Here is a 20,099-nt window from a genome sequence, read left to right as displayed (position 1 = left end):
ACAGCGGCCTTCTGGGACGGACCCTGGCCGAGATTTGCGCTGCCTTCTTGCTGCCTCGCCGATGCCAGCTCTCCGAAGTTGGCGGGGGTCGCCGCGCGGCTAGGCGGCTTCCCCGACCAGACACCCCTCCTGACGGACATTCTGGAGAATACTGGCCAAACAGGGATGAAGGCGGGTGATCCAGTATGGCCAGGTCAGACGGGCCGGCCGAGGCCGTGACGAGCCGGCAGCATCCGCAGCAGGTGGGCTTCGTGGAGCTGTTCTTCGACGTGGTGTTCGTCTTCGCGTTCACCCGGTTCTCCGAGCGGCTGGTCGAGGATTTCAGTTGGCCGAATTCCTGGGCGACGCTGGTGCTGATGCTGGCCATGTGGTGGCTCTGGTATCGGACGGTGTGGACGACCAACAGGTACGACCCGGAGCGCCCAGCCATCCAGCTCATGGTCATCGTGGCCATGCTCGCCAGCCTGCTGATGTCGGCCGCGGTGCCCGCGGCGGCTCTCACCGAGCGCGGCGTGGTCTTCGCCTGGATCTACGTCACCGTCCAGGTGCTCCGCCCACTCTGGCTCGTGCTACTCGGCGGCGAGGACGCTTACCCGCGACTCGTCCACATCCGGATCCTCTTCTGGACAGCCATGTCGGCGGTGCCCTGGATCGCCGGGACCTTCGTCCGGGACGGCCCGCGGTTGGCCCTGTGGACCGTGGCGATCGTCATCGACTACGGCGGGGGGATTCTCGACTACCCGACACCGCGGCTCGGCCGTGCGGGACTCCGGGGTCAGCCGATCTCGGAGGAGCATCTGACCGAGCGCTGCCGCCAACTGCTCATCATCGCGCTCGGCGAGGCGGTTTTGGCTTCGGGCATCCAGTTCAGCCCGTACGGCTTCGAGCGGGACCGGACGGTGGCGTTGCTGGTGTCGTTCGTCATCACGGTGCTGCTCTGGCAGCTCTACTACTACCGGGCGGGCGTACTGCTCCGCGCCGCCATCGCCTCGGCCTCGGCCCCTGCCCGCATTAGCGAACTCGCGGCGTACGCGCACCTGATCATGGTGATCGGCATCAGCCTCAGCGCCGTGGGTGACACGCTGATCATCACGCACCCCTTGGGGCACACCAAGTGGACCTGGATCGCGGTCATCTTCGGTGGGCCCGCGCTCTTTCTGGTCGGGCGGAGCATGCTCGACTACGCGGTCTTCAGCCGCGTCCCCTGGTCCCGTCCAATTGGGGTGCTCCTGCTCGCCGCGCTGGCCCCGGCGGCGCTCAGGCTGCCCCCGGTCGTGGTCGCCATGGTCGCCGCGGTGGTGCTGGCCGCGATCGCCCTATCCAACGTGGTTACGTGGCGGTTGGTCCCGCGGGCAATCGCCCCGCCGCGCACCGTCCGTTGAGCCCGCGAGGGATCGAACGGGGACGTCTCGCTCACAACACTCGCTGCACGGCTCCGGTGGGATTTGCTCACGCACCTGGTGCAGCGGGTCATGGGCCACGAGCAGGCCTCCACGACGCGCTCAACCGGTACACCCACACCCCGGACGACTACGCCGCCCGCGTCCTGGAGGCGTTCGACGGTTCTGCTGCCTCCGACCGCAGAAACGCCGTCTGAGGATGGCCTGGACGGGCCGGAAGACGACCAGTGAACTGCTGCGGAGCGCTCCCAGGGAAAAGGGACGACCCCCGTCGGGGGGAAAGTGACCTGACGTAGCAGCGAGTGTGATCCAGTGCCGTACTGCGTGGTCAAGCGCATCGGTCGTGCCGTCAAGCATGATCGAGTCGGACCACGCGGTACGGCGTTCGCTGACGATCCGCTGACTGTCTGCGTAGGTCAGCCTGGCTGAACCGATGGCGGTAAACTCAGTGCTTCTGCGTCTCGTAGCAGGCTTCGGCTTCTGGCGTATGGCCCCAGGAGATGACGACTTCGTCGACGTCGTCGCTTGGCCCCTGCCCTGTGCCGAGGTTGATGTCCCACTCCTGCACCGACGCGCCGCAGTCGGCGATGCCCATGATGCAGACGGGTGAGTGGGGATTCTGCTGCGATAACCACTCCTGGAGTTCCTCCACGATCATGGACAGCATGGTACGTAAACGCCGCGCGTCGGTACCGCCAGTTTGGAAGGTCGAAGATCACGGCCGACAAGGACCTGGTGGGGCAGGCCAGCCGGAGGGCGTGGGGACCGTTCGTGCCCGCTGGTGACCGCTGGAGGTACGGGCTACTGGCACGTGGATGGCACGGATGACCTACGCATTACGAGATCAAGATGGGCGATCGGCCGACCTGGGCACATGGCGGTCTAGCAGCGGAAACACCTCTCGACATCTCACACCACTCCCCCGCCACCCACCGACCTCTTGCGGTACCGGGCGGGCAACGTGGGGCACACCGGCTGGCTCGACGTCGACCAGGGCCGGTTGATCCCGCTGCCGTACCGCGTGAACACCACGAACCCGGGCCGTATCGTGCTCACCTCGACACACCTGCTGTGGTGGCAGGACAACACTGTTTCAGGATCCTGGGTTGGCCGGGTTTGCCGACGTGTCCCAGGTCGAGCGCGGGATCGAACACGGTCACCCGCATGATCGCGGGTGACCCGGCGTCCTCGGCCGCCTGTCGGGCCAGCTCGCGTACGCGGACCGGATCGAGGTCGGCGGCGAGGACGGTCCGGCAGTCACGCACCAGCCGCTCCAGGTGCAGGCCCAGGCCGCGCACGCCGGCACCGTCCACGGTCATCGTGGTGAAGTGGCCGTAGTTGATCAGCGCCAGGTTGCGCAGCTGCTCGGGCGTGACCGGCTCACCGTCCAGACGCATCATGCGGCCATGGTGCCACCGGTCGCATGATGCGTCTGGACGGTGACCGACGGTCGGGACCCGCGCTGTACGACGGGCGGGGCGCCGGGCGGCGGAGACGACGAGCGTGGCCGGCGTGCTGGCCCTCGGTGTCGGGTTACTGACGAGCTGATCCCGACCAATCGGACCCGCCCAGCCGATTCCGTGGAGTTTCCGCTGCCCAGGGGCCGCCGATCGAGGCGGCACTGGTTGTCATCATGGCCGCACCGATCTGGTGATCAATGCCTACTGTGGCTCCGGCGCCACGATCATTTCCGTCAAGGCGCTTCGAGCGGCCGGCCCGATGATGATCGGCGCGGTCAGGTGGGCTGATCGGCGGAACAGGTGAGGACGATGCGAGATGGGTTCGACGTGGCCGCGGCGCCAGCTCCGGCGGCCGACACCGCCAAGCCGGCCACAACCCCCGAAGTACGGGTGCTCGGGCCGGTCGAGGTGCTCGGGCCGGCCGGCCCAGCGGTGCTATCCGGATCACGGCAGCGTGTCCTCGTCGGCCTACTCGCGTTGCATGCGGGCGCGACGGTCGCACCGCCACGGCTCATCGACGCCATGTGGGGCGACGATCCACCACGCACCGCGCTGAAGACCCTTTACAGCCACGTCACCCGGGTCCGGAGGGCGCTGGCTGATTGCGGTTTACCGGACGCCCTGACCAGGCGTAGCTCCGGTTATCTGCTCGCCATGCCCCGGGCGGCGGTCGACGCCTACCGCTTCGAGGAGCACGTAAGGCTGGCGAGCGTTGAGCTGGCTTCCGGCGGCAACCTGACCGAAGCGGTGGTCGTACCCGCCGTGGCACGGCTGCGGGCGGCCCTCGCGCTGTGGCGCGGTGACGTACTGGCGGATGCCAACCCGGCCGGCTGGGCGATCGCCGAGGCCGCCCGATTGCAGGAGATGCGGCTCAGCGCACTGGAGGACCGCTGGGACGCCGAGCTGCGGCTGGGCCACCGTCCCGCGGTGAGCGAACTGGAGCGGCTGGTGGCTGCCCATCCGTACCGGGAACGCCTGGTCGGCCTGCACATGCTGGCGCTGCACCGCTGCGGCCGGCACGCCGATGCGCTGAATTCCTACCTCCGGCTGCGGGCCGGCCTAGCCGAGAATCTGGGCATCGATCCCGGCGCCGCCGTGCAGCAGCTGCACGCGGCCATCCTGCGCCGCTCGCCCGGGTTGGACCCGCCGAGCCGACATCCTGCCCCTGCCGGACAACCGCCCGAGGTCACGTCGATCCCACGACCAGCACAACTGCCGGCACCGGTCGGCCACTTCATCGGCCGGACCATCGAGCTGGACGCGCTGGAGCGGATGGCCCGGGAACGTGACCGGGACGACCAGATCGCGGTGATCTCCGGCCCGGCGGGAATGGGCAAGACCGCCCTCGCCGTGCAGTTCGCCCACCGGGTCGCCGATCACTTCCCGGACGGCCAGATCTTCGTAGACCTGCGCGGCCACGACCGGGGCGTGGCGGCCACGGTCGGTGAGGTTCTCTGTCAGGTGCTGCGCAGCCTGGGGGTACCCGCCGAGCGGACGCCGACCGAGCCGATGGAACAGACCGGCCTGTACCGATCGCTGGTGGCCGGGCGGCGGATCCTCATCGTGCTGGACAATGCCGGCTCGGTCGACCACGTGCTTCCGTTGGTGCCGGCGACCACGGCCAGCCTGCTGGTGGTCACCAGCCGGTCCCGGTTGACCGGCCTAACCTGGCACGCGATCCGGGCGATCGTGCCCGACGTGCTCACCCGGCAGGAGGCGGTGGCGCTGCTGGAACGAGTTGTCGGACGCGACCGGATACGGCGGGAGCCGGACGCGACGACCGACCTGGTCGAGCTGTGCGGGCAGATGCCGCTGGCGTTGCGGATCGCGGCGGCCACGCTCGCCGCCGACGGCCACACCATCGGTGAGCTGGTCTTGAAACTGGCGACTGAGGGCCGGCTGAGCGGGTTGTCGGTGGAGGACGATTCGCGCAGCGGAGAACGGTCTTTGCCAGCGCCTACCATGGCCTGACCAAGCCGGCCGCCACGTCGTTCCGGCTGATCGGGGTGTTTCCCGGGCCGGCGACGGTGACCCACGCGGCCCGCGCCGTGGTGTCCGGCGCCGCCGCTGAGGCGGCGCCGGACACCACGGCAGGCATGGCGGATGGCCACTGGGTCAATCGGGTACGACCAGACAGGCGACGGAACCGCCCGGCAGCCGGTGCCGGTGGACGGCGACCAGCCGATACGAGCCGGCAGCCAGCCAACTTCCAGGCGGCCAGCGCAGGGCGTAACCGAGCAGTGGCCAGGCGCCCCGACCGTACCGGGCGAGCTGAGCAAACGCCGCCGCGCCAGCCAGCCGGCCACCGTCCGGCCGGATCAGGTACGCGGCCCAGCGCACGTCGTACGACGTCAACCCGTACCGGGCCAGGTCGACCGATCGCCACGGCGCAAAGTTCACCACACCCCGGGCAGCTGGCCGCAACCTTCGCTGGGCGAAGTGGACGGACGCCGCACAGAAGCCGCAGTCTCCGTCGTACACGAAGAGATACCGGTCCGGCACGGTCGAGGCCGCCACCGCCGACGCCTGCGGCACCGGCTCGGCCGGCGTCCGCTTGTCCGGCGCCGCTGATGCGTCCGGATCCCCGGGCGCCGCTGGCTCCCCTGGCGCCGCTGGCGGGCTCGGCGGCCCGGGCCGGCGTACCGTGGCGGCGACCCATTGGCCCAGCCGTGCCGGCCACCGGACGTGATGACCGACCGGCAGCAGGTACAGCAGGAGCGCCCCCGACATGGCGGCCCAGAAGCTCACCAGCCCCATGTCCAGTGCGATCGCGGCGTGGAACAGCAGACCGACGGGGAGCAGCACCCGCCGGGCGGCCGGGCTGAGCACGATGCCCAACGCGAGCGCGAACTCCAGCGCCACCGTCCCCCACGTCAGCGCCACCACCCCGAACGGCGAATGAGTGATCAGGTCGGTGACCGGGCGCAGCCAGGGCGGTGAGCCGTACCCCGGGTGACTCGACCAGTAGAAGAGGGCGGTGCCGTTGGCCCACTCTTCGACGCCGAGCTTGGCCACCGACGCCTGGAGATAAAGCACGGCCACCTGGATCTGGATGAGCAGCAGCGTCATCCGGGCGGTGATTCGAGCAAGACTCGGCACGCTCGGCGCGGACGCATCATCCTGGCCGGCGCCGGTCGAGGCGAGCGGCTTCCAGTGCCAGCGCCGCGGATCGGTCAGGCAGATCGGCATGAGCAGCAGGGTGAGCACCGTGGTGGCCTGATCCCCACCGTCCTGGACGGTGGCGTTGATAACCAGGCTCCAGGAGACGTACCAGTGTGGGAGCGCGGTGATCCGGGGCCGCCAGCCGCTGGCGACGACCAGGAGCACCACCACCGACAGCCACCGACCGGCCGCCAGGTTCGGCGTGACACACCAGATTCCGGCCTGGGCGATGCCGTTGCAGACCGGCGGCACGATGCCGTTGGCCAGCGGCGACATCAGGGCGATCGGGTCGGTGGCCAACATCGTGCCGAGCGTGCCCAACGCCAGCAGAGTACGGGCGAGTCCGATCCCGGACGACCAGACCGGTACCTCGAATTGGGGCCGGGCCCACCGGCCGAAGCGGGTCAGCATTGCACCCTCACTCTCAGCACTTTGGACGCCATGACGGTCGGCGCATCTCGCCAGGCCCAGGGCAGCACCTCCTGCACCACCACGCCGACCTCTCCGCAGACGCTGTGATGGTTGGACCGGTTCGGCAGGGTGATCCTGGTGGTCGCCTCGGAGAGGCAATTGGTCGGGGTGCGGTCGCAGGCCTGCCATGCCTCCTTCGGAAGCGGGCCGAGCATCAGGGCCAGTTCGGTGCCCTGGGCCCGACTCATCCGGTCCAGGCCCATCAGATTCCTGGGCCGGGCCCGCGGGCCGGACGCGATGTCCCGCCAGCCGCCATCAGCCTCAAGCTGGTACACGATCGGCGTCGGGTCCCGAGGGCTCTTGGTGAAGAAGGCCCAGCCCTGCGGTGCCAGGATCCGCACGGTTATGGGGTCCGGACCGGGCAGGGTGAACGGGGTGGCCGGCAGCGCGGCGTACAGGACGTACGCCACCACCACAAGGGCGATGGCGAGCGCCGCCGCCACCCGCCGACCGGTACGGGCATCGACGTCATCTGTCGCGGCAGGTGTCGCCGCGCTGCCGCCCGTCATCTCAGTACGCCCTCAGGCCCTGGGCGATGCCCTGGACCATGATTTCGTGCGCGAGCAGGGTCCGGTCAGAGAACACCCGCGGCGTAAAGTCGATCGCCACGACGACCAATACCAGCGCGACCGCAGCCGCAACCCACGCGTACAGGACGTACTCGGTATCCACGTACCAGTCCGCGCCCGAATCCAGCGCGAAGGCGTAGTCCTTGGCTGCGATCTTGTAGAGTTTCTCCCCGCTCCAGTCCCGGTCGACCCAGTCGACCATCTCGTCGACCTTCGACTGGCCGTACAGGTTGTCCAGCACCTCGCGGGCGACGACCCCGAGGCCGCGCATGCCGAGGCTGACCTTCTGCGGGTCACCCGACTGCATCAGCTCCACGAACCGGCTGGCCCTCTTCTCTTCACAGGCCTGCTCTTCGCACCTCTTTACTTCACAGGCCTTCTCTTCGCACCTCTTCTCTTCACACGTCTTCTCTTCGCACCTCCAGTCTTCACACCCCTTCTCTCCACACTTCTCGTCCGCCTGGAGGCGCTCGTGAATGTGCTTCTGGATGTTGCGCAGTTCCTCGGTCCACACCATGGGGTAGCGATGCAGCTCACCCAGGTACTTTGCGGCGACGCCCTCGTTGAAGAGCACCCCGTCGGCGATCTCGACTGCGGTGAACTCCGGCGCCGTATTGGCGCTCGCCGTGCCCGGCCGCCAACCGGTGAACGCGACGACGAGCACGGCCGCCAGGGCGGCCATCATCAGTGGACGCCATCGTCCGGTGAAACGTGCCATGGACTCCTTCTCTCTCCTCGATTGACTCGTGCACGAGCCACGTTCGGGGAGAGCGGTTGCGAAAAACCTGTCCCAGGTTGCGAAGACCTTGCGCCGGTCGACCGCGAGGACCGTCGACGAGCCGAGCAAGACGCGCTATTGGAAATGCCCGGGGCGACAGGCGACGATGAAGGCGCTACCGATGGACCTGGATCCGGAGGCGGGGAAGTTCGGCCGGTCGACTGAGGTGAAGGTGAAGGTGGTCGCGCCGCAGCAGCCGGTGCCGCCGCCGTCGACGGTGCCGGGTTACCCGCCGGCCGTGGAGTTCGAGGGCCTAACCCTCACTCCGTATGTGGATTCGCAGCGGTGCAAGCCGGGCCGGTCTTCGGGTGACTGCCGCTCCCGCATGGCGTACTCGCTGCGGGCTACCGCTGCCCGTCCGGCGTCGGTGGTGCCGGGTTCAGTGGCTACCTGACCGGTCGCTGTTTGGTGCGCGGGGCGGGTCGTTTCCCCGCCAAGAGTCCCGGCCCGCTCCCGCGCTCTCCCATCCCTCGTCTGATGAAGGAGGGCGTGATGCCCACCGTAGTTCACCCTGCCCTGGTCATTGCCGTGCCGCTGCTGGTCGGCGCGCTGCTGGTGGTGTTCCGCCCCCACCTGGCCGGCCTTCGGCACGCCTATCGGGAGGTGGAGGCGGTCGTCCGTTCGGCGCTGCGGCTGCCGCCAGCTCTCGGCTCGGTCTCGGCGATCCGTTGCCCCCGCTGCCTGGAGTGGGTGAAGCCGCGCCGGTTTGACCTGCGCCGGATGTCGTGCCGGTCCTGTGTCTCGACGCTGGGCCGCGGCCGTCGTGGTCAGGGCGGTGACCTGCGCCTCTGATCAACATCATTCCGGGGGACAATTTCCCGTGATGCCGATGAACGTGCGTCTTCCCGCGTGGCGGGTTCCGGGCTGGCTGCTGGTCTTCTGGTGGCTGGGTCGGGGCCTGTTCCGCCTGGCCGTGCTGGCCGCCCGCTACTGGTGGATGAGCCCACCATCCGTCGTCGTGGCTGCGCTTCGGTTGATACCCGCTCGTCGTGGCTGGTTCATACCGTCGCTGACGATTCGCTGACTTTCCGCCCATCGCCTCGACTGGCCGACTCGGAAGGTGCGCCTTCACCTGGCCGGGAGCGCTCCCCAAAAAGGGACGACCCCCGTCGGGGGGAGACGGGGGTCGTCGAAGGTTCGGCTCCGGGGGGGCGAGCCGAACCACTCAGCGGTCACGGGGGGTGCAACCGCTGAGGGTCTTGTCTGTTTTCGAGGATGTGAAAACTCGTCGTGCGGACAAGTCTGCCTGAGCGTGCCCGTCACGTCGAGTGGCGTCGACTCCACTCACTGCGAAAATCTCCTCGCAGAGTGTGATCGTGATCACGCGGAGCGGAGATATTGGTGCCAGCCCGCAGGTCTGGGGGGTGGCCTGACCCCGGGCACCCGCCGACGATAGACCATCCGGCTAGACTTTCGCGCCGTGGGCCGAAGTGCCGCTTTCTTCGATCTGGACAAGACCGTCATCGCCAAGTCGAGCGCCCTGGCGTTCGGTCGGCCGTTCTACCGGGACGGGCTGATCACCCGGCGTGACGTGGTCAAGTCGGCGTACGCGCAGCTGATGTTCCGGCTGGGCGGCACCGACGAGCAGACCATGGCCCGAACACGGGACTACCTGGCTGCGCTCTGCAAGGGCTGGCAGGTGGAACAGGTCCGCCAGATCGTCGCGGAGACACTGCACGAGCTGATCAACCCCTACGTGTACGCCGAAGCCGCCGCCCTGATCGAGGAGCACCAGGCGGCAGGGCGGGACGTCGTGCTGGTGTCGGCGTCCGGCGAGGAGATGGTCCGGCCGATCGGCGAGCTGCTCGGGGTGACCGACGTGATCGCCACCCGGATGACGGTTCGGGACGGCCGGTACAGCGGCGAGGTCGAGTTCTACGCGGCCGGTCCGCGCAAGGTCGAGGCGGTCGGCGAGTTGGCCGCCGCCCGGGGTTACGACCTGGCCGACTCGTACGCCTACTCCGACTCGTACAGCGATCGCCCGCTCTTGGAATGCGTCGGCCACCCGAGCGTGGTCAACCCGGATCGGCAGCTGCGCAAACTGGCCTCGGAGAACGCGTGGCCGGTGCTGGAGTTCCGGCACCCGATCCCGCTGGGCCGACGCCTGCGGGAGCGGCCGGCGGTCCCAGTCGCCGCGGCGGCCCTGGGGGTCGGGGTGGGCGTGGCCATCGGCATCGCGTGGTACGGCCGGCACCGTCGCACCCGCGCCGCCACCACAACTGCATGATCGACGCCGCAGAGGCGGGGCAGGGCGGGGGCGCAGGGCGGCTCAGGCGGCGGCGAGGATCTCGTCGCCGATGGCGGTGAGCTGGTCGGCGCCGACCTCGACGGCTGCCATGTAGTGGCGTAGCCAGGAGCGCAGCCCGTCCGGGGTGCCGGTGGCGAAGGCACCGGCCGAGCCGACGTACTCGGGCTCCCGCTCGCGGTGCCCGACGTCGACGGCGAGCAGGCCGCGCGGGTCGAGGCCGCTGGCGAGCAGCACCAGCCGGGCGGCACCGCGGGCTACCACGCCGGACGGCCCGGCGAACGGGCGCAGGTTCAGCAACTCCCCGTGTACGACGGCGGCGAGCACCAGCGGGGAGACCTTCGTGCCGCCAGCGACCAGCCCAGCCAGCCCGTCCAGCCGGGTGGCGACCACCGGGTCAGCCACCGGGCGGCCCAGCTCGGGCTCCGGCACCATGTCCCGGGCGGCGAGCACGTGCAGCTTCGCGAGAGCCTGCCGGGGGGCCTTCGGCCACAGCTCGCTCAGGCCGGGCAGCGCCCCGGCGACCCGTAGCGCCCCCTGGAGCACGGGGTCGGTGACGGTGCCGGCGCGGACCGCCTCGCGTTCGTGTGCGGACCCCTCGAGGGCGGCGCTGGCCACCGCGGAGCGGAGGCTGACCTCGGCCGCGACCTGGCCACCATGCCGGCGCAGCGCGCGGTGCCCGAGCGCCTGGTCGAACCGCTCGCGGGCCTGTTCCACAGCGGCGGCGATGTCGGCGAGCGCGAGCAGGGGCGCGAGCGGGTCGGTGGTCACCCCGCCACGCTAGCGACCCAGCCCGATCTCGCGGGTCGCACCCGCCCGCAACGCGACCCGGGCCACCTGACCCGGGTACGCCCACCCGGTATTACCGAACTCGCGTCGATCAAGCGGACGGGGCCAGGCGCGCACAGGGCCAGGCGCGCGGGTGGGCGCGGGCCGCGCCGGCCGTCGGGCGCGCGGCGGGGGCCGCTGGGCGCGACGGAGTGGGCAGTCGTCGCCGGTCGAGAGCCCCGCGACTACCCTCGTGCCCAACGAGACGCAGGTCACCCCGAGGACGAGGAGTCACGGCATGAGCGAGGCATTGGCAAATCTGCTGAACGAGACGCGCCAGTTCCCCCCGCCGGCCGAACTTGCCGCGCACGCCAACGTCACCGTCGACGCGTACGCCGAGGCCGAGGCCGACCGGCTCGCCTTCTGGGCGAAGCAGGCTGATCGTCTGGCCTGGTCGAAGAAGTGGGACGAGGTGCTCGACTGGTCGAACCCACCGTTCGCGAAGTGGTTCGTGGGCGGGCAGCTCAACGTGGCGTACAACTGCCTGGACCGGCACGTCGAGGCGGGCCGGGGTGACAAGGTGGCGATCCACTGGGAGGGCGAGCCGGGCGACACCCGCACCCTCACGTACGCCGACCTGCACAGGCTGACCTGCCAGGCGGCGAACGCGCTGACCGAGCTGGGCGTGACCGCCGGCGACCGGGTGGCGATCTACCTGCCGATGATCCCGGAGGCCGCGGTCGCGATGCTGGCCTGCGCCCGGATCGGCGCGACGCACAGCGTGGTCTTCGGCGGCTTCTCCGCCGACGCACTGACCAACCGCATCCAGGACGCCAGCGCCAAGGTGGTGATCACCGCGGACGGTGGTTACCGGCGGGGCAAGCCGTCGGCGCTGAAGCCGACGGTGGACGAGGCGGTGGCCAACTGCCCGTCGATCGAGCACGTGCTGGTGGTCCGCCGCACCGGCGAGGACGTCGCCTGGTCGGCGAAGGACCGCTGGTGGCACGAGACGGTGGAGACCGCGCCCGCCGAGCACACCGCGCAGGCGTTCGACGCCGAGCACCCGCTGTTCATCCTCTACACCAGCGGCACGACGGCCCGGCCGAAGGGCATCCTGCACACCACCGGCGGCTACCTCACCCAGACGTCGTACACGACGCACGCGGTCTTCGACCTGAAGCCGGAGACGGACGTCTACTGGTGCACCGCGGACATCGGCTGGGTCACCGGGCACTCCTACATCGTGTATGGCCCGCTCTCCAACGGCGCCACCCAGGTGATGTACGAGGGCACCCCGGACACCCCGCACAAGGGCCGGTTCTGGGAGATCGTCGACAAGTACGGCGTCAGCATCCTCTACACCGCCCCCACCCTGATCCGGACGATGATGAAGTGGGGCGACGACATTCCGGCCGGCTTCGACCTGTCGTCGCTGCGGCTGCTGGGCAGCGTCGGTGAGCCGATCAACCCGGAGGCGTGGATCTGGTATCGGCAGCACGTCGGCCGGGGCGAGCTGCCGGTCGTGGACACCTGGTGGCAGACGGAGACGGGCGCCATCATGATCTCCCCGCTGCCCGGGGTGACCGCGGCCAAGCCGGGTTCGGCGATGACTCCGCTGCCGGGCATCGTGGCGGACGTGGTGGACGACCAGGGCCAGTCGGTGCCGAACGGTGGTGGGGGCTACCTGGTGCTGCGCGAGCCGTGGCCGGCGATGCTGCGCACCATCTGGGGTGACGACGACCGGTTCATCGACACGTACTGGTCGCGGTTCCAGGGCATGTACTTCGCTGGTGACGGGGCGAAGAAGGACAACGACGGGCACATCTGGCTGCTCGGCCGGGTGGACGACGTGATGTTGGTGTCCGGGCACAACATCTCGACGACCGAGGTGGAGTCGGCGTTGGTGTCGCACCCGTCGGTTGCCGAGGCGGCGGTCGTCGGTGCGACCGACCCGACCACCGGTCAGGCGATCGTCGCGTTCGCCATTCCGCGCGGCAGCACGGACATCGCTGGCGAGGCGGGTGAGCAGCTCATCGCCGACCTGCGCAACCACGTGTCGAAGACGCTCGGCCCGATCGCCAAGCCGCGGCAGATCATGCTGGTGGCGGAGCTGCCGAAGACCCGCTCCGGCAAGATCATGCGCCGGCTGCTGCGGGACGTCGCGGAAAACCGGTCACTGGGCGACGTGACCACGTTGCAGGACTCGTCGGTGATGGACCTGATCTCCTCGGGGATGAGCGGCGCGAAGTCCGACGAGGACTGACGGTAGGCGTACCCCAGCGGTGGGTGGCGGTCCGGACGGACCGTCACCCACCGTTGTCTTTTGTGGAGGTACGCCCGCAGCACAGCAATCGACGGATAACGCATCGATCACGATCCCGCCGCACGGGATGTTTGTCATTTAGTTTCACGCTGGCCGGGCGGTCTCGATGCGCCTCACCGCACACCGCGACCGGCCGACGTCCTCTGCCGAGAAACGGAGTGGCATGAACAGAAACTCCCATCCGGGGTCGCGCCGACGACTACTCGTCGCGTTGCCCGTCATCGCCCTCGCAGCCACGTCACTGACCGTGACTGGCAGCGCGGCCGCTCAGTCGTCGTCCGGCACCCCCCGGGCGGTGATCGGGGCCGACGAGTACTACATCAACTACGCCGAGCCCGAGGTGCAGCCGGACACCGCCGGCCGCGAGGTCAAGGGCAAGGGCGGCGTCTACACCCCTGCCGTGGACTCCGCGCGCGCGTTCGACCAGAAGCACGCTCGGGGCAACCCCGTGACGGCCCGCCAGTTGGCCAAGGTCGAAGCTGAGTCGATCAAGACGGGCAAGAACCCCCGGAAGTTCAAGAAGGCGCCGACCACGCAGACGGCGAAGCTGCTCACGCTGCTGGTGGAGTTCAACGACAAGGCGAACGACGACTTCACCGGCGTGATGGTCCCCAAGACGGTGTTCGAGGACCGCAGCTGCGTTCCCGGCACCGTGCAGAACGGCCCGAAGCACAACAACATCGCGAACCCGGCGACGCTGCCGCACGAGGACAACAACTCGATGTGGGTGCCGGACTTCTCGCCGTCGCACTACGACAAGATGCTCTACAGCAAGCAGGGCATCACCGAGCGGGTCCGCAAGGACCTGAAGGGCCCGGACGGCAAGAAGGGCGTCGACCTGTCCGGTCGCACCATGCACAACATGTACCTGGAGATGTCCAAGAACGCGTACACGGTGGACGGGCAGGCCAGCCCGTGGATCACCGTGCCGCACTCGGAGGGCTGGTACGCCGCCAACCGCTGCACCCAGGACGCGAACGGCAACTGGGTCCCCGGCCGGCAGCAGTCGATGAACGGCCACCCGGACAACCCGGCTGGCGCCGGCCGGCTGGCGGCCGACGCGATCACCGCGCTCGCCGCGAAGGACCCGAGCTTCCCCTGGGCCGACTACGACATCGAGGACCAGGCCGACCGCGACGGTGACGGCAACCTCTTCGAGCCGGACGGCGTGATCGACCACCTGGTGCTGGTGCACGCCGGCCAGGGCAAGTCGCGCGGCGGCGGCGACCAGGGCGTGTACGCCGTCTGGGCGCACTCCTCCTCGGTTCCGGGTGGCTACAACATCCCGGGCACCAACCTGAAGGTATCGAACTACATCGTGCAGCCGGAGGACGCCGGTGTCGGCGTCTTCGCCCACGAGTTCGGCCACGACCTGGGCCTGCCGGACCTCTACGACACGTCCGGCAACGCCGACTCCGACATCGACTTCTGGGACCTGATGGCCTCGGGCTCACACTCGGGTGAGATCTTCCAGGCGCTGCCGACGCACATGGGCATCTGGGACAAGTGGGTGCTCGGCTGGGCCGACCCGCTGACCATCCGCCCCGGCTCGAACCCGCGTGAGGTCAAGCTCGGGCAGAGCTCGCGTACGCCGATCGACGCCGAGGACGGCATCAAGGTCGACCTGCCGGACAAGATCACCACGCTGGCCACGCCGCACAGCGGCACCAAGATGTGGCACAGCAACAACGACCAGAGCTGGGCCGACGTCAAGTTGAGCCGCTCGGTCGACGTGCCGGCCGCCGCCGACGCCAAGTTCTGGATGTGGAACAACTACATCATCGAGGATGACTGGGACTTCGGCTTCGTCGAGCTGTCGACCGACGGCGGCGCGACCTGGACCGAGCAGAAGGTGTACGCCGAGGGCGGCACCGTGGTCACCACGCCCGACGGCTACCCGGACCCGAACGGCCGGATGACCGACTTCGGCGGCAAGAAGTACGGCCTGACCGGCAGCACCGACGGCTGGCGCCACGACTACCTCGACCTGTCGGCGTACGCCGGGACGACCGTGCAGGTGCGGCTGCGGCAGGCCACCGACGCGGCGTTCGAGGAGCGCAACTGGTTCGCCGACGACTTCTCGGTCACCGGCGGCGGCACCACCACCTGGAGTGACGACGTCGAGGGCGGCGCCAACGGCTGGACCGCCACCGGCGGCACCTTCACCGACACCACCGGGGCGGGCTGGAAGGTCTCCAGCGGCACCGAGATCCACGCCCAGTACTACCTGGCGGAGTGGCGCAACTTCGACGGCTTCGACAAGGGCCTGAAGTACGCCTACGACACGATCTACTCGCACGAGGCGTGGAAGGTCGACCGGATCTCCTACAACGCGCCGGGCATGCTGGTCTGGTACCGGGACACCGCCCTCGGCAACGTCAACCACGTCACCGGGCAGATGACCGCACTGCCCAGCTACGGCGCGAAGGGCGGGTTGCTCATCGTCGACTCGCACTTCGACCCGTACCGGCGCACCGGCAGGGCGGCGGAGAAGGACCCGTCGGTGACGGACAACCTGCCCAGCCGTCCACAGTCGTCCAACGCGGCGTTCGGACTCCAGAAGACGTACCCCTTCACGGAGTGCCTGGAGGCGGCGGGCGAGCCGTACAGCGCGTACTGCACGAAGTTCAAGGCGCAGGCGTCGGTGAAGTCCTTCACCGACGCCAAGGGCTGGTACCCGGGCATCGAGATGCGCGATGGTGCTGCCTACGCCCGGGACAACGACGCGTCGGTGGTCCTGCCGTCGCGCAACAACGCGCCGTACACCACCCGGGTCACCCACCCGGACGGCAGCCCGGCGCCGCAGTTCTACGGCGTCACCCTGGGCGGCGGCGCGATCGTGCTGGGCACCGGTAACCCCGGCGACCAGGGCGTGAACTACGGCGTCTCGCTCACCGTCAAAAAGGCGGCAGGGGACAACTCGTCGGCCACGATCTACGTGACCCCGGCGAAGAAGTGACAGTTTCTGCTCAGCAGTAACTGACAACAGCGGGGTCGGTGGGGCCGGTGGCGGAGACGCCACCGGCCCCACTGTCTCAGGTCGATCAAATCGATCGATAATAGTCGTTGCATACCTTGGCGCCCGGTCCCCGCTGGTCAGCCGTGGCTGATGAAGCGCGGGTGTGTGACGGTGAAAAGCATTCCCAACAAAATCTTGCAACAAATCGACGCGAGCGTCTTCCCACCCGTCCCGCCAGTGTCTAAGTTCACCATTGGTCCCACTAGTGGGATCGTTCTCCCACCGGCCTGTACCCCCGTTGGGCCGGTTCCCTCACACCGGAGGTACCACGTGCGCAAAGTCGCAGTGGGTCTGCTCGGGCTCTCGCTGACGGCGACGGGGCTGGTTTACGGCCCGTCCGCCTCGGCGGCGCCCCAGCCCAAACTGCCGGCAGCAGCACCTGCCACTGCCGAACCGCAGGCGCTGAAGGACGAACTCCCCGACAAGCTCGAGGACAAGCGCCGCGCGCTGCGTCAGCAGGGTCTCAGCGACGTGTTGAGCGGTCGCAGCAAGCCGATCGAGCGCAACGGAAGCACGGTTGTCAAGGTCGGCAAGGCGAGCGAGACGGGTGCCAACGCCCGCACCGCCGCTGGCGCAAAGAAGACCAAGGACCAGTACGTCGAGCTCAAGCGTGAGCGGACCGACAAGATCTTCGTGATCCTGGCTGAGTTCGGTGACGAGCGGCACCCGTCCTATCCGGACAAGGACTTGAACCCGAACATTGCCGGACCGGCGACGTTCGACGGGCCGCTGCACAACAAGATCCCGCAGCCCAACCGGGCCGTGGACAACTCCACGATCTGGCAGCCGGACTTCAGCCCGGAGCACTTCCGCCAGATCTACTTCGGGACCAACCCGGGCGACGAGTCGCTGAAGCAGTACTACGAGGCTCAGTCCTCGGGTCGCTACACGGTCGACGGCCAGGTGACCGACTGGGTCAAGGTCCGGTACAACGAGGCCCGCTACGGTCGCTCCGACGACCCGAAGGCCGACGACGACCCGACCGGCGACCCCGCCGTCTGCGGCGACAGCGTCTGCTCGAACACCTGGGCTCTGATCCGCGACGCCGCCAACCAGTGGGTCGCCGACCAGAAGGCCAAGGGCCGGACGGACGCGCAGATCGCCGAGGAGATGCGCTCCTACGACCAGTGGGACCGGTTCGACTACGACGGCGACGGCGACTTCAACGAGCCGGACGGCTACATCGACCACTTCCAGATCGTCCACTCCGGCGGCGACCAGGCCGACGGTGACCCGCAGCAGGGTGAGGACGCCATCTGGAGCCACCGCTGGTCGGCCTTCAACAGCTCGCCCGTCGGCCCGCCGAACTTCCCGATCGGTGGCACCCAGATCGGCAACACCGGCGTCTGGATCCGCGACTACACGATCCAGCCGGAAAACGGTGGCCGCAGCGTCTTCTACCACGAGTACGGCCACGACCTGGGCCTGCCGGACGACTACGGACCGGCGGACAACAACAACGAGCACTGGACCCTGATGGCCCAGAGCCGGCTCGGTGCCAAGAACGACCAGGGCATCGGCGACCGCGGCGGCGACCTCGGTGCGTGGAACAAGCTCCAGCTCGGCTGGCTCGACTACGAGGTCGTCGTGGCGGGGCAGAAGCAGACGCTGAAGCTCGGCCCGCAGGAATTCAACTCGAAGGAAGCACAGGCCGCCGTGGTCGTGCTGCCGAAGCGGGAATACACCTTCAACTACGGCGCACCCTTCGAGGGCTCGAAGCAGTACTTCTCCGGTAACGACAACAACCTCAACCAGACCATGACGAGGACGTTCGACCTCACCGGCAAGTCCTCGGCGGCACTGTCGCTGAAGGGCAAGTACAGCATCGAGAAGAACTACGACTTCCTCTACTTCGAGGCGTCGACGGACGGCGGTCAGACCTGGACCGACCTGGACGGCACGGTCAACGGCCAGCCGATCGGTGTCGACGGTGCCGGCCGCCCGGCCCTCGACGGCACCAGCAACGGCGCGTGGGCGGACATCAACATCCCGCTCAACTCGCTCGCCGGCAAGGCGGCCCAGGTTCGCCTGCACTACGTCACCGACGGTGGCCTCGCCGCAGGCGGCTTCTTCGGTGACGCGATCACCGTGACGGCTGACGGCCAGACGGTGTTCAGCGACGGTGCCGAGAACGCGAACGCCGGCTGGGCGCTCAATGGCTGGCAGGCCGTGGGCGCGAGCTACAGCCGCCTGTTCGACAACTTCTACATCGCCGGCAACCGGTCGTACGTGTCGTACGACAAGTACCTGAAGACGGGCCCGTACTTCTTCGGCTACGCGAACACCCGCCCCGACTGGGTGGACCACTACGCGTACCAGGAGGGTCTGCTCATCTCGTACTGGAACACCCGCTGGACGGACAACAACACGGTCGCCCACCCGGGTGAGGGTCGCAACCTGTACATCGACGCGCACCCGCGCCCGATCTACAACCTGACCGGCGCTCCGTGGCGTGCCCGCGTCCAGGTGTACGACGCACCGTTCAGCCTGAACAAGGCCGACTCGTTCACCCTGCACCTCAACAGCCAGCCGCAGTACATCCGCGGTCAGGATGCTGCGCCGCTGTTCGACGACACCAAGAAGTACTTCTACGAGGAGCTGCCGAACCACGGCGTCAAGCTCCCCGCGGCCGGTGTCAAGATCAAGGTTCTGGAGCAGGACGGCACCACGATGAAGATCCGGATCAGCTGACCACTGATCCCGCACCAACCAGCGACGCCCGGGCAGGTCACCTGCCCGGGCGTCGCCCGTTGTCGAGCCGGTGACCTTGCCGTGGGCAGCTTCGTCACCCTCCGCATCGCGGCCCGATCGTCCGAGGTCGACTGCGGCCCGGGCGTCCGCGCCCGCATCGTCGCGCGGTGACCCCGCACTTCGGCGCCTCCCGCCGGGTAGGGGACAACCCCGGGCTTTCCCCTGTTCAACGCGACCGCCGGGGTCGTCGGCGGCAATCGGGTCCTAGGCTGTCTGCCATGACCGACCAGCGCGGCGGAGTCGTCGACGAGTCCTGTGTCCTCACCGAGGGGCCGTGGACGCACCGCTTCGTCGGCGCCAATGGCACCCGGTTCCATGTGGTCGAGGCCGGCACCGGGCCGATGGTGCTCTTCCTGCACGGCTTCCCCGAGCACTGGTGGGCGTGGCACCAGATGCTGCCGGCGGTCGCCGACGCCGGCTTCCGGGCGGTCGCCGTCGACCTGCGCGGCTACGGCGCCAGCGACAAACCACCCCGGGGGTACGACGGCTACACCCTCGCCGCCGACATCGCCGGGCTGATCCGCGCACTCGGTGAACGGTCCGCGACGATCGTCGGCAGTGGCGTCGGCGGCCTGGTGGCCTGGACGGTGGCCTCGTTCCACCCGTCCCTGGTCCGCCGGCTGGTGGTGCTGGGGGCGCCGCACCCGCTGCGGTTGCGCGCCGGCATCTTCGCCGACCCGCGCGGGCAGTTCGCCGCCTCCACTCCGGCGCTGAAGTTCCAGCTACCCCGCTACGAGCACGTGCTGACCCGGGACGGCGCGGCGGCCGTCGGGGAGATCCTGCACCGCTGGGGCGGCCCACACTGGGTGGCCGGGCCGGACTTCGAGGCGTACGCCGCGCGGTGCCGGGAGGCGATGCGCATCCCGCAGGCCGCGTTCTGCGCAATGGAGGGGTACCGCTGGGCGTTCCGCTCGCTGCTGCGGCTGCAGGGCTACCGGTTCGTCCGCCTGATGCAGAAGCCGCTGGCCACCCCGACCCTGCAACTGCACGGCGCTCTGGACGTCGCCTCCCTGCCCCGGACCGCCCTGGGCTCCGGCCGCTACGTCGTCGCCCCGTACGAGTGGCGACTGCTCGACGGGGTCGGGCACTTTCCGCACCTGGAGGCACCAGAACTGGTGCTCGGCGAAATCCTGCGCTGGGCCAAGACCTGATC

Annotated in this window: 17 protein-coding genes; 10 read left to right on the top strand and 7 right to left on the bottom strand. The window is 69.0% G+C overall.

Annotated elements, in window-relative coordinates:
• The first annotated feature begins 185 nt into the window (after positions 1-185).
• On the top strand, positions 186-1,382 hold the full coding sequence (locus OG811_RS12755; protein ID WP_406074393.1) for a low temperature requirement protein A: 1,197 nt from the start codon (positions 186-188) through the stop codon (positions 1,380-1,382).
• A 463-nt stretch (positions 1,383-1,845) separates the two neighbouring features.
• Here OG811_RS12755 and OG811_RS12750 read toward each other — a convergent pair whose 3' ends face one another.
• The 3 genes from OG811_RS12750 to OG811_RS12740 form a co-directional block, all read right to left on the bottom strand.
• Entirely contained in the window at positions 1,846-2,058 is a 213-nt protein-coding gene (locus OG811_RS12750; protein WP_406074391.1) for a hypothetical protein, read from the bottom strand.
• 251 nt (positions 2,059-2,309) lie between these two features.
• Positions 2,310-2,456, bottom strand: coding sequence for a hypothetical protein (locus OG811_RS12745; RefSeq protein ID WP_406074390.1), 147 nt, complete (start codon positions 2,454-2,456; stop codon positions 2,310-2,312).
• Entirely contained in the window at positions 2,453-2,800 is a 348-nt protein-coding gene (locus OG811_RS12740) for a hypothetical protein (RefSeq protein ID WP_406074388.1), read from the bottom strand. Before OG811_RS12740 ends, OG811_RS12745 begins: the two co-directional genes overlap by 4 nt.
• A 369-nt stretch (positions 2,801-3,169) precedes the next feature.
• Here OG811_RS12740 and OG811_RS12735 point away from each other — a divergent pair, with 369 nt between their 5' ends.
• Positions 3,170-4,831: a BTAD domain-containing putative transcriptional regulator gene (locus OG811_RS12735; protein WP_406074387.1), complete on the top strand. Its 1,662-nt coding sequence runs from the start codon at positions 3,170-3,172 to the stop codon at positions 4,829-4,831.
• Between the two features lie 144 nt (positions 4,832-4,975).
• On the opposite strand, the gene OG811_RS12730 is transcribed toward OG811_RS12735, so the two are convergent.
• From OG811_RS12730 to OG811_RS12720, 3 genes are read right to left on the bottom strand one after another with little or no spacing between them, the layout of a single operon-like run.
• Positions 4,976-6,433 carry a sporulation-delaying protein SdpB family protein gene (locus tag OG811_RS12730; protein WP_406074385.1) on the bottom strand — a complete coding sequence of 486 codons (1,458 nt, stop codon included), beginning with the start codon at positions 6,431-6,433 and terminating at the stop codon, positions 4,976-4,978.
• On the bottom strand, positions 6,427-7,002 hold the full coding sequence (locus OG811_RS12725; protein WP_406074384.1) for an SdpA family antimicrobial peptide system protein: 576 nt from the start codon (positions 7,000-7,002) through the stop codon (positions 6,427-6,429). Before OG811_RS12725 ends, OG811_RS12730 begins: the two co-directional genes overlap by 7 nt.
• Before the next feature lies 1 nt (position 7,003).
• Positions 7,004-7,780 (bottom strand): hypothetical protein, encoded by a 777-nt coding sequence (locus OG811_RS12720; RefSeq protein WP_406074382.1) that lies wholly within the window; start codon positions 7,778-7,780, stop codon positions 7,004-7,006.
• 181 nt (positions 7,781-7,961) lie between these two features.
• Here OG811_RS12720 and OG811_RS12715 point away from each other — a divergent pair, with 181 nt between their 5' ends.
• From OG811_RS12715 to OG811_RS12700, 4 genes are all read left to right on the top strand, one after another.
• Positions 7,962-8,234 (top strand): hypothetical protein, encoded by a 273-nt coding sequence (locus OG811_RS12715; RefSeq protein ID WP_406074380.1) that lies wholly within the window; start codon positions 7,962-7,964, stop codon positions 8,232-8,234.
• Between the two features lie 98 nt (positions 8,235-8,332).
• Positions 8,333-8,632: a hypothetical protein gene (locus OG811_RS12710; protein WP_406074379.1), complete on the top strand. Its 300-nt coding sequence runs from the start codon at positions 8,333-8,335 to the stop codon at positions 8,630-8,632.
• Between the two features lie 37 nt (positions 8,633-8,669).
• Positions 8,670-8,864, top strand: coding sequence for a hypothetical protein (locus OG811_RS12705; protein ID WP_406074377.1), 195 nt, complete (start codon positions 8,670-8,672; stop codon positions 8,862-8,864).
• Positions 8,865-9,260: 396 nt separating this feature from the next.
• Positions 9,261-10,067 (top strand): HAD family hydrolase, encoded by an 807-nt coding sequence (locus OG811_RS12700; RefSeq protein WP_406074375.1) that lies wholly within the window; start codon positions 9,261-9,263, stop codon positions 10,065-10,067.
• Between the two features lie 42 nt (positions 10,068-10,109).
• On the opposite strand, the gene OG811_RS12695 is transcribed toward OG811_RS12700, so the two are convergent.
• Entirely contained in the window at positions 10,110-10,856 is a 747-nt protein-coding gene (locus OG811_RS12695; protein WP_406074373.1) for an oxidoreductase, read from the bottom strand.
• Positions 10,857-11,151: 295 nt separating this feature from the next.
• Here OG811_RS12695 and acs point away from each other — a divergent pair, with 295 nt between their 5' ends.
• The 4 genes from acs (at position 11,152) to OG811_RS12675 (ending at position 20,097) form a co-directional block, all read left to right on the top strand.
• Positions 11,152-13,116, top strand: a complete 1,965-nt coding sequence (gene acs, locus OG811_RS12690) for an acetate--CoA ligase (protein WP_406074371.1) — start codon at positions 11,152-11,154, stop codon at positions 13,114-13,116.
• A 223-nt stretch (positions 13,117-13,339) separates the two neighbouring features.
• A complete protein-coding gene (locus OG811_RS12685; RefSeq protein WP_406074369.1) occupies positions 13,340-16,135 on the top strand; it encodes an immune inhibitor A domain-containing protein in 2,796 nt (931 codons plus the stop codon).
• 345 nt (positions 16,136-16,480) lie between these two features.
• Positions 16,481-18,886 (top strand): immune inhibitor A domain-containing protein, encoded by a 2,406-nt coding sequence (locus tag OG811_RS12680; RefSeq protein ID WP_406075690.1) that lies wholly within the window; start codon positions 16,481-16,483, stop codon positions 18,884-18,886.
• A 278-nt stretch (positions 18,887-19,164) separates the two neighbouring features.
• On the top strand, positions 19,165-20,097 hold the full coding sequence (locus tag OG811_RS12675) for an alpha/beta fold hydrolase (protein WP_406074367.1): 933 nt from the start codon (positions 19,165-19,167) through the stop codon (positions 20,095-20,097).
• The last annotated feature ends 2 nt before the right edge of the window (positions 20,098-20,099 follow it).

This window comes from Micromonospora sp. NBC_01638 (assembly GCF_045209745.1).
GTDB lineage: Bacteria > Actinomycetota > Actinomycetes > Mycobacteriales > Micromonosporaceae > Micromonospora.
This window is presented reverse-complemented; position numbering and strand designations above follow the sequence as displayed.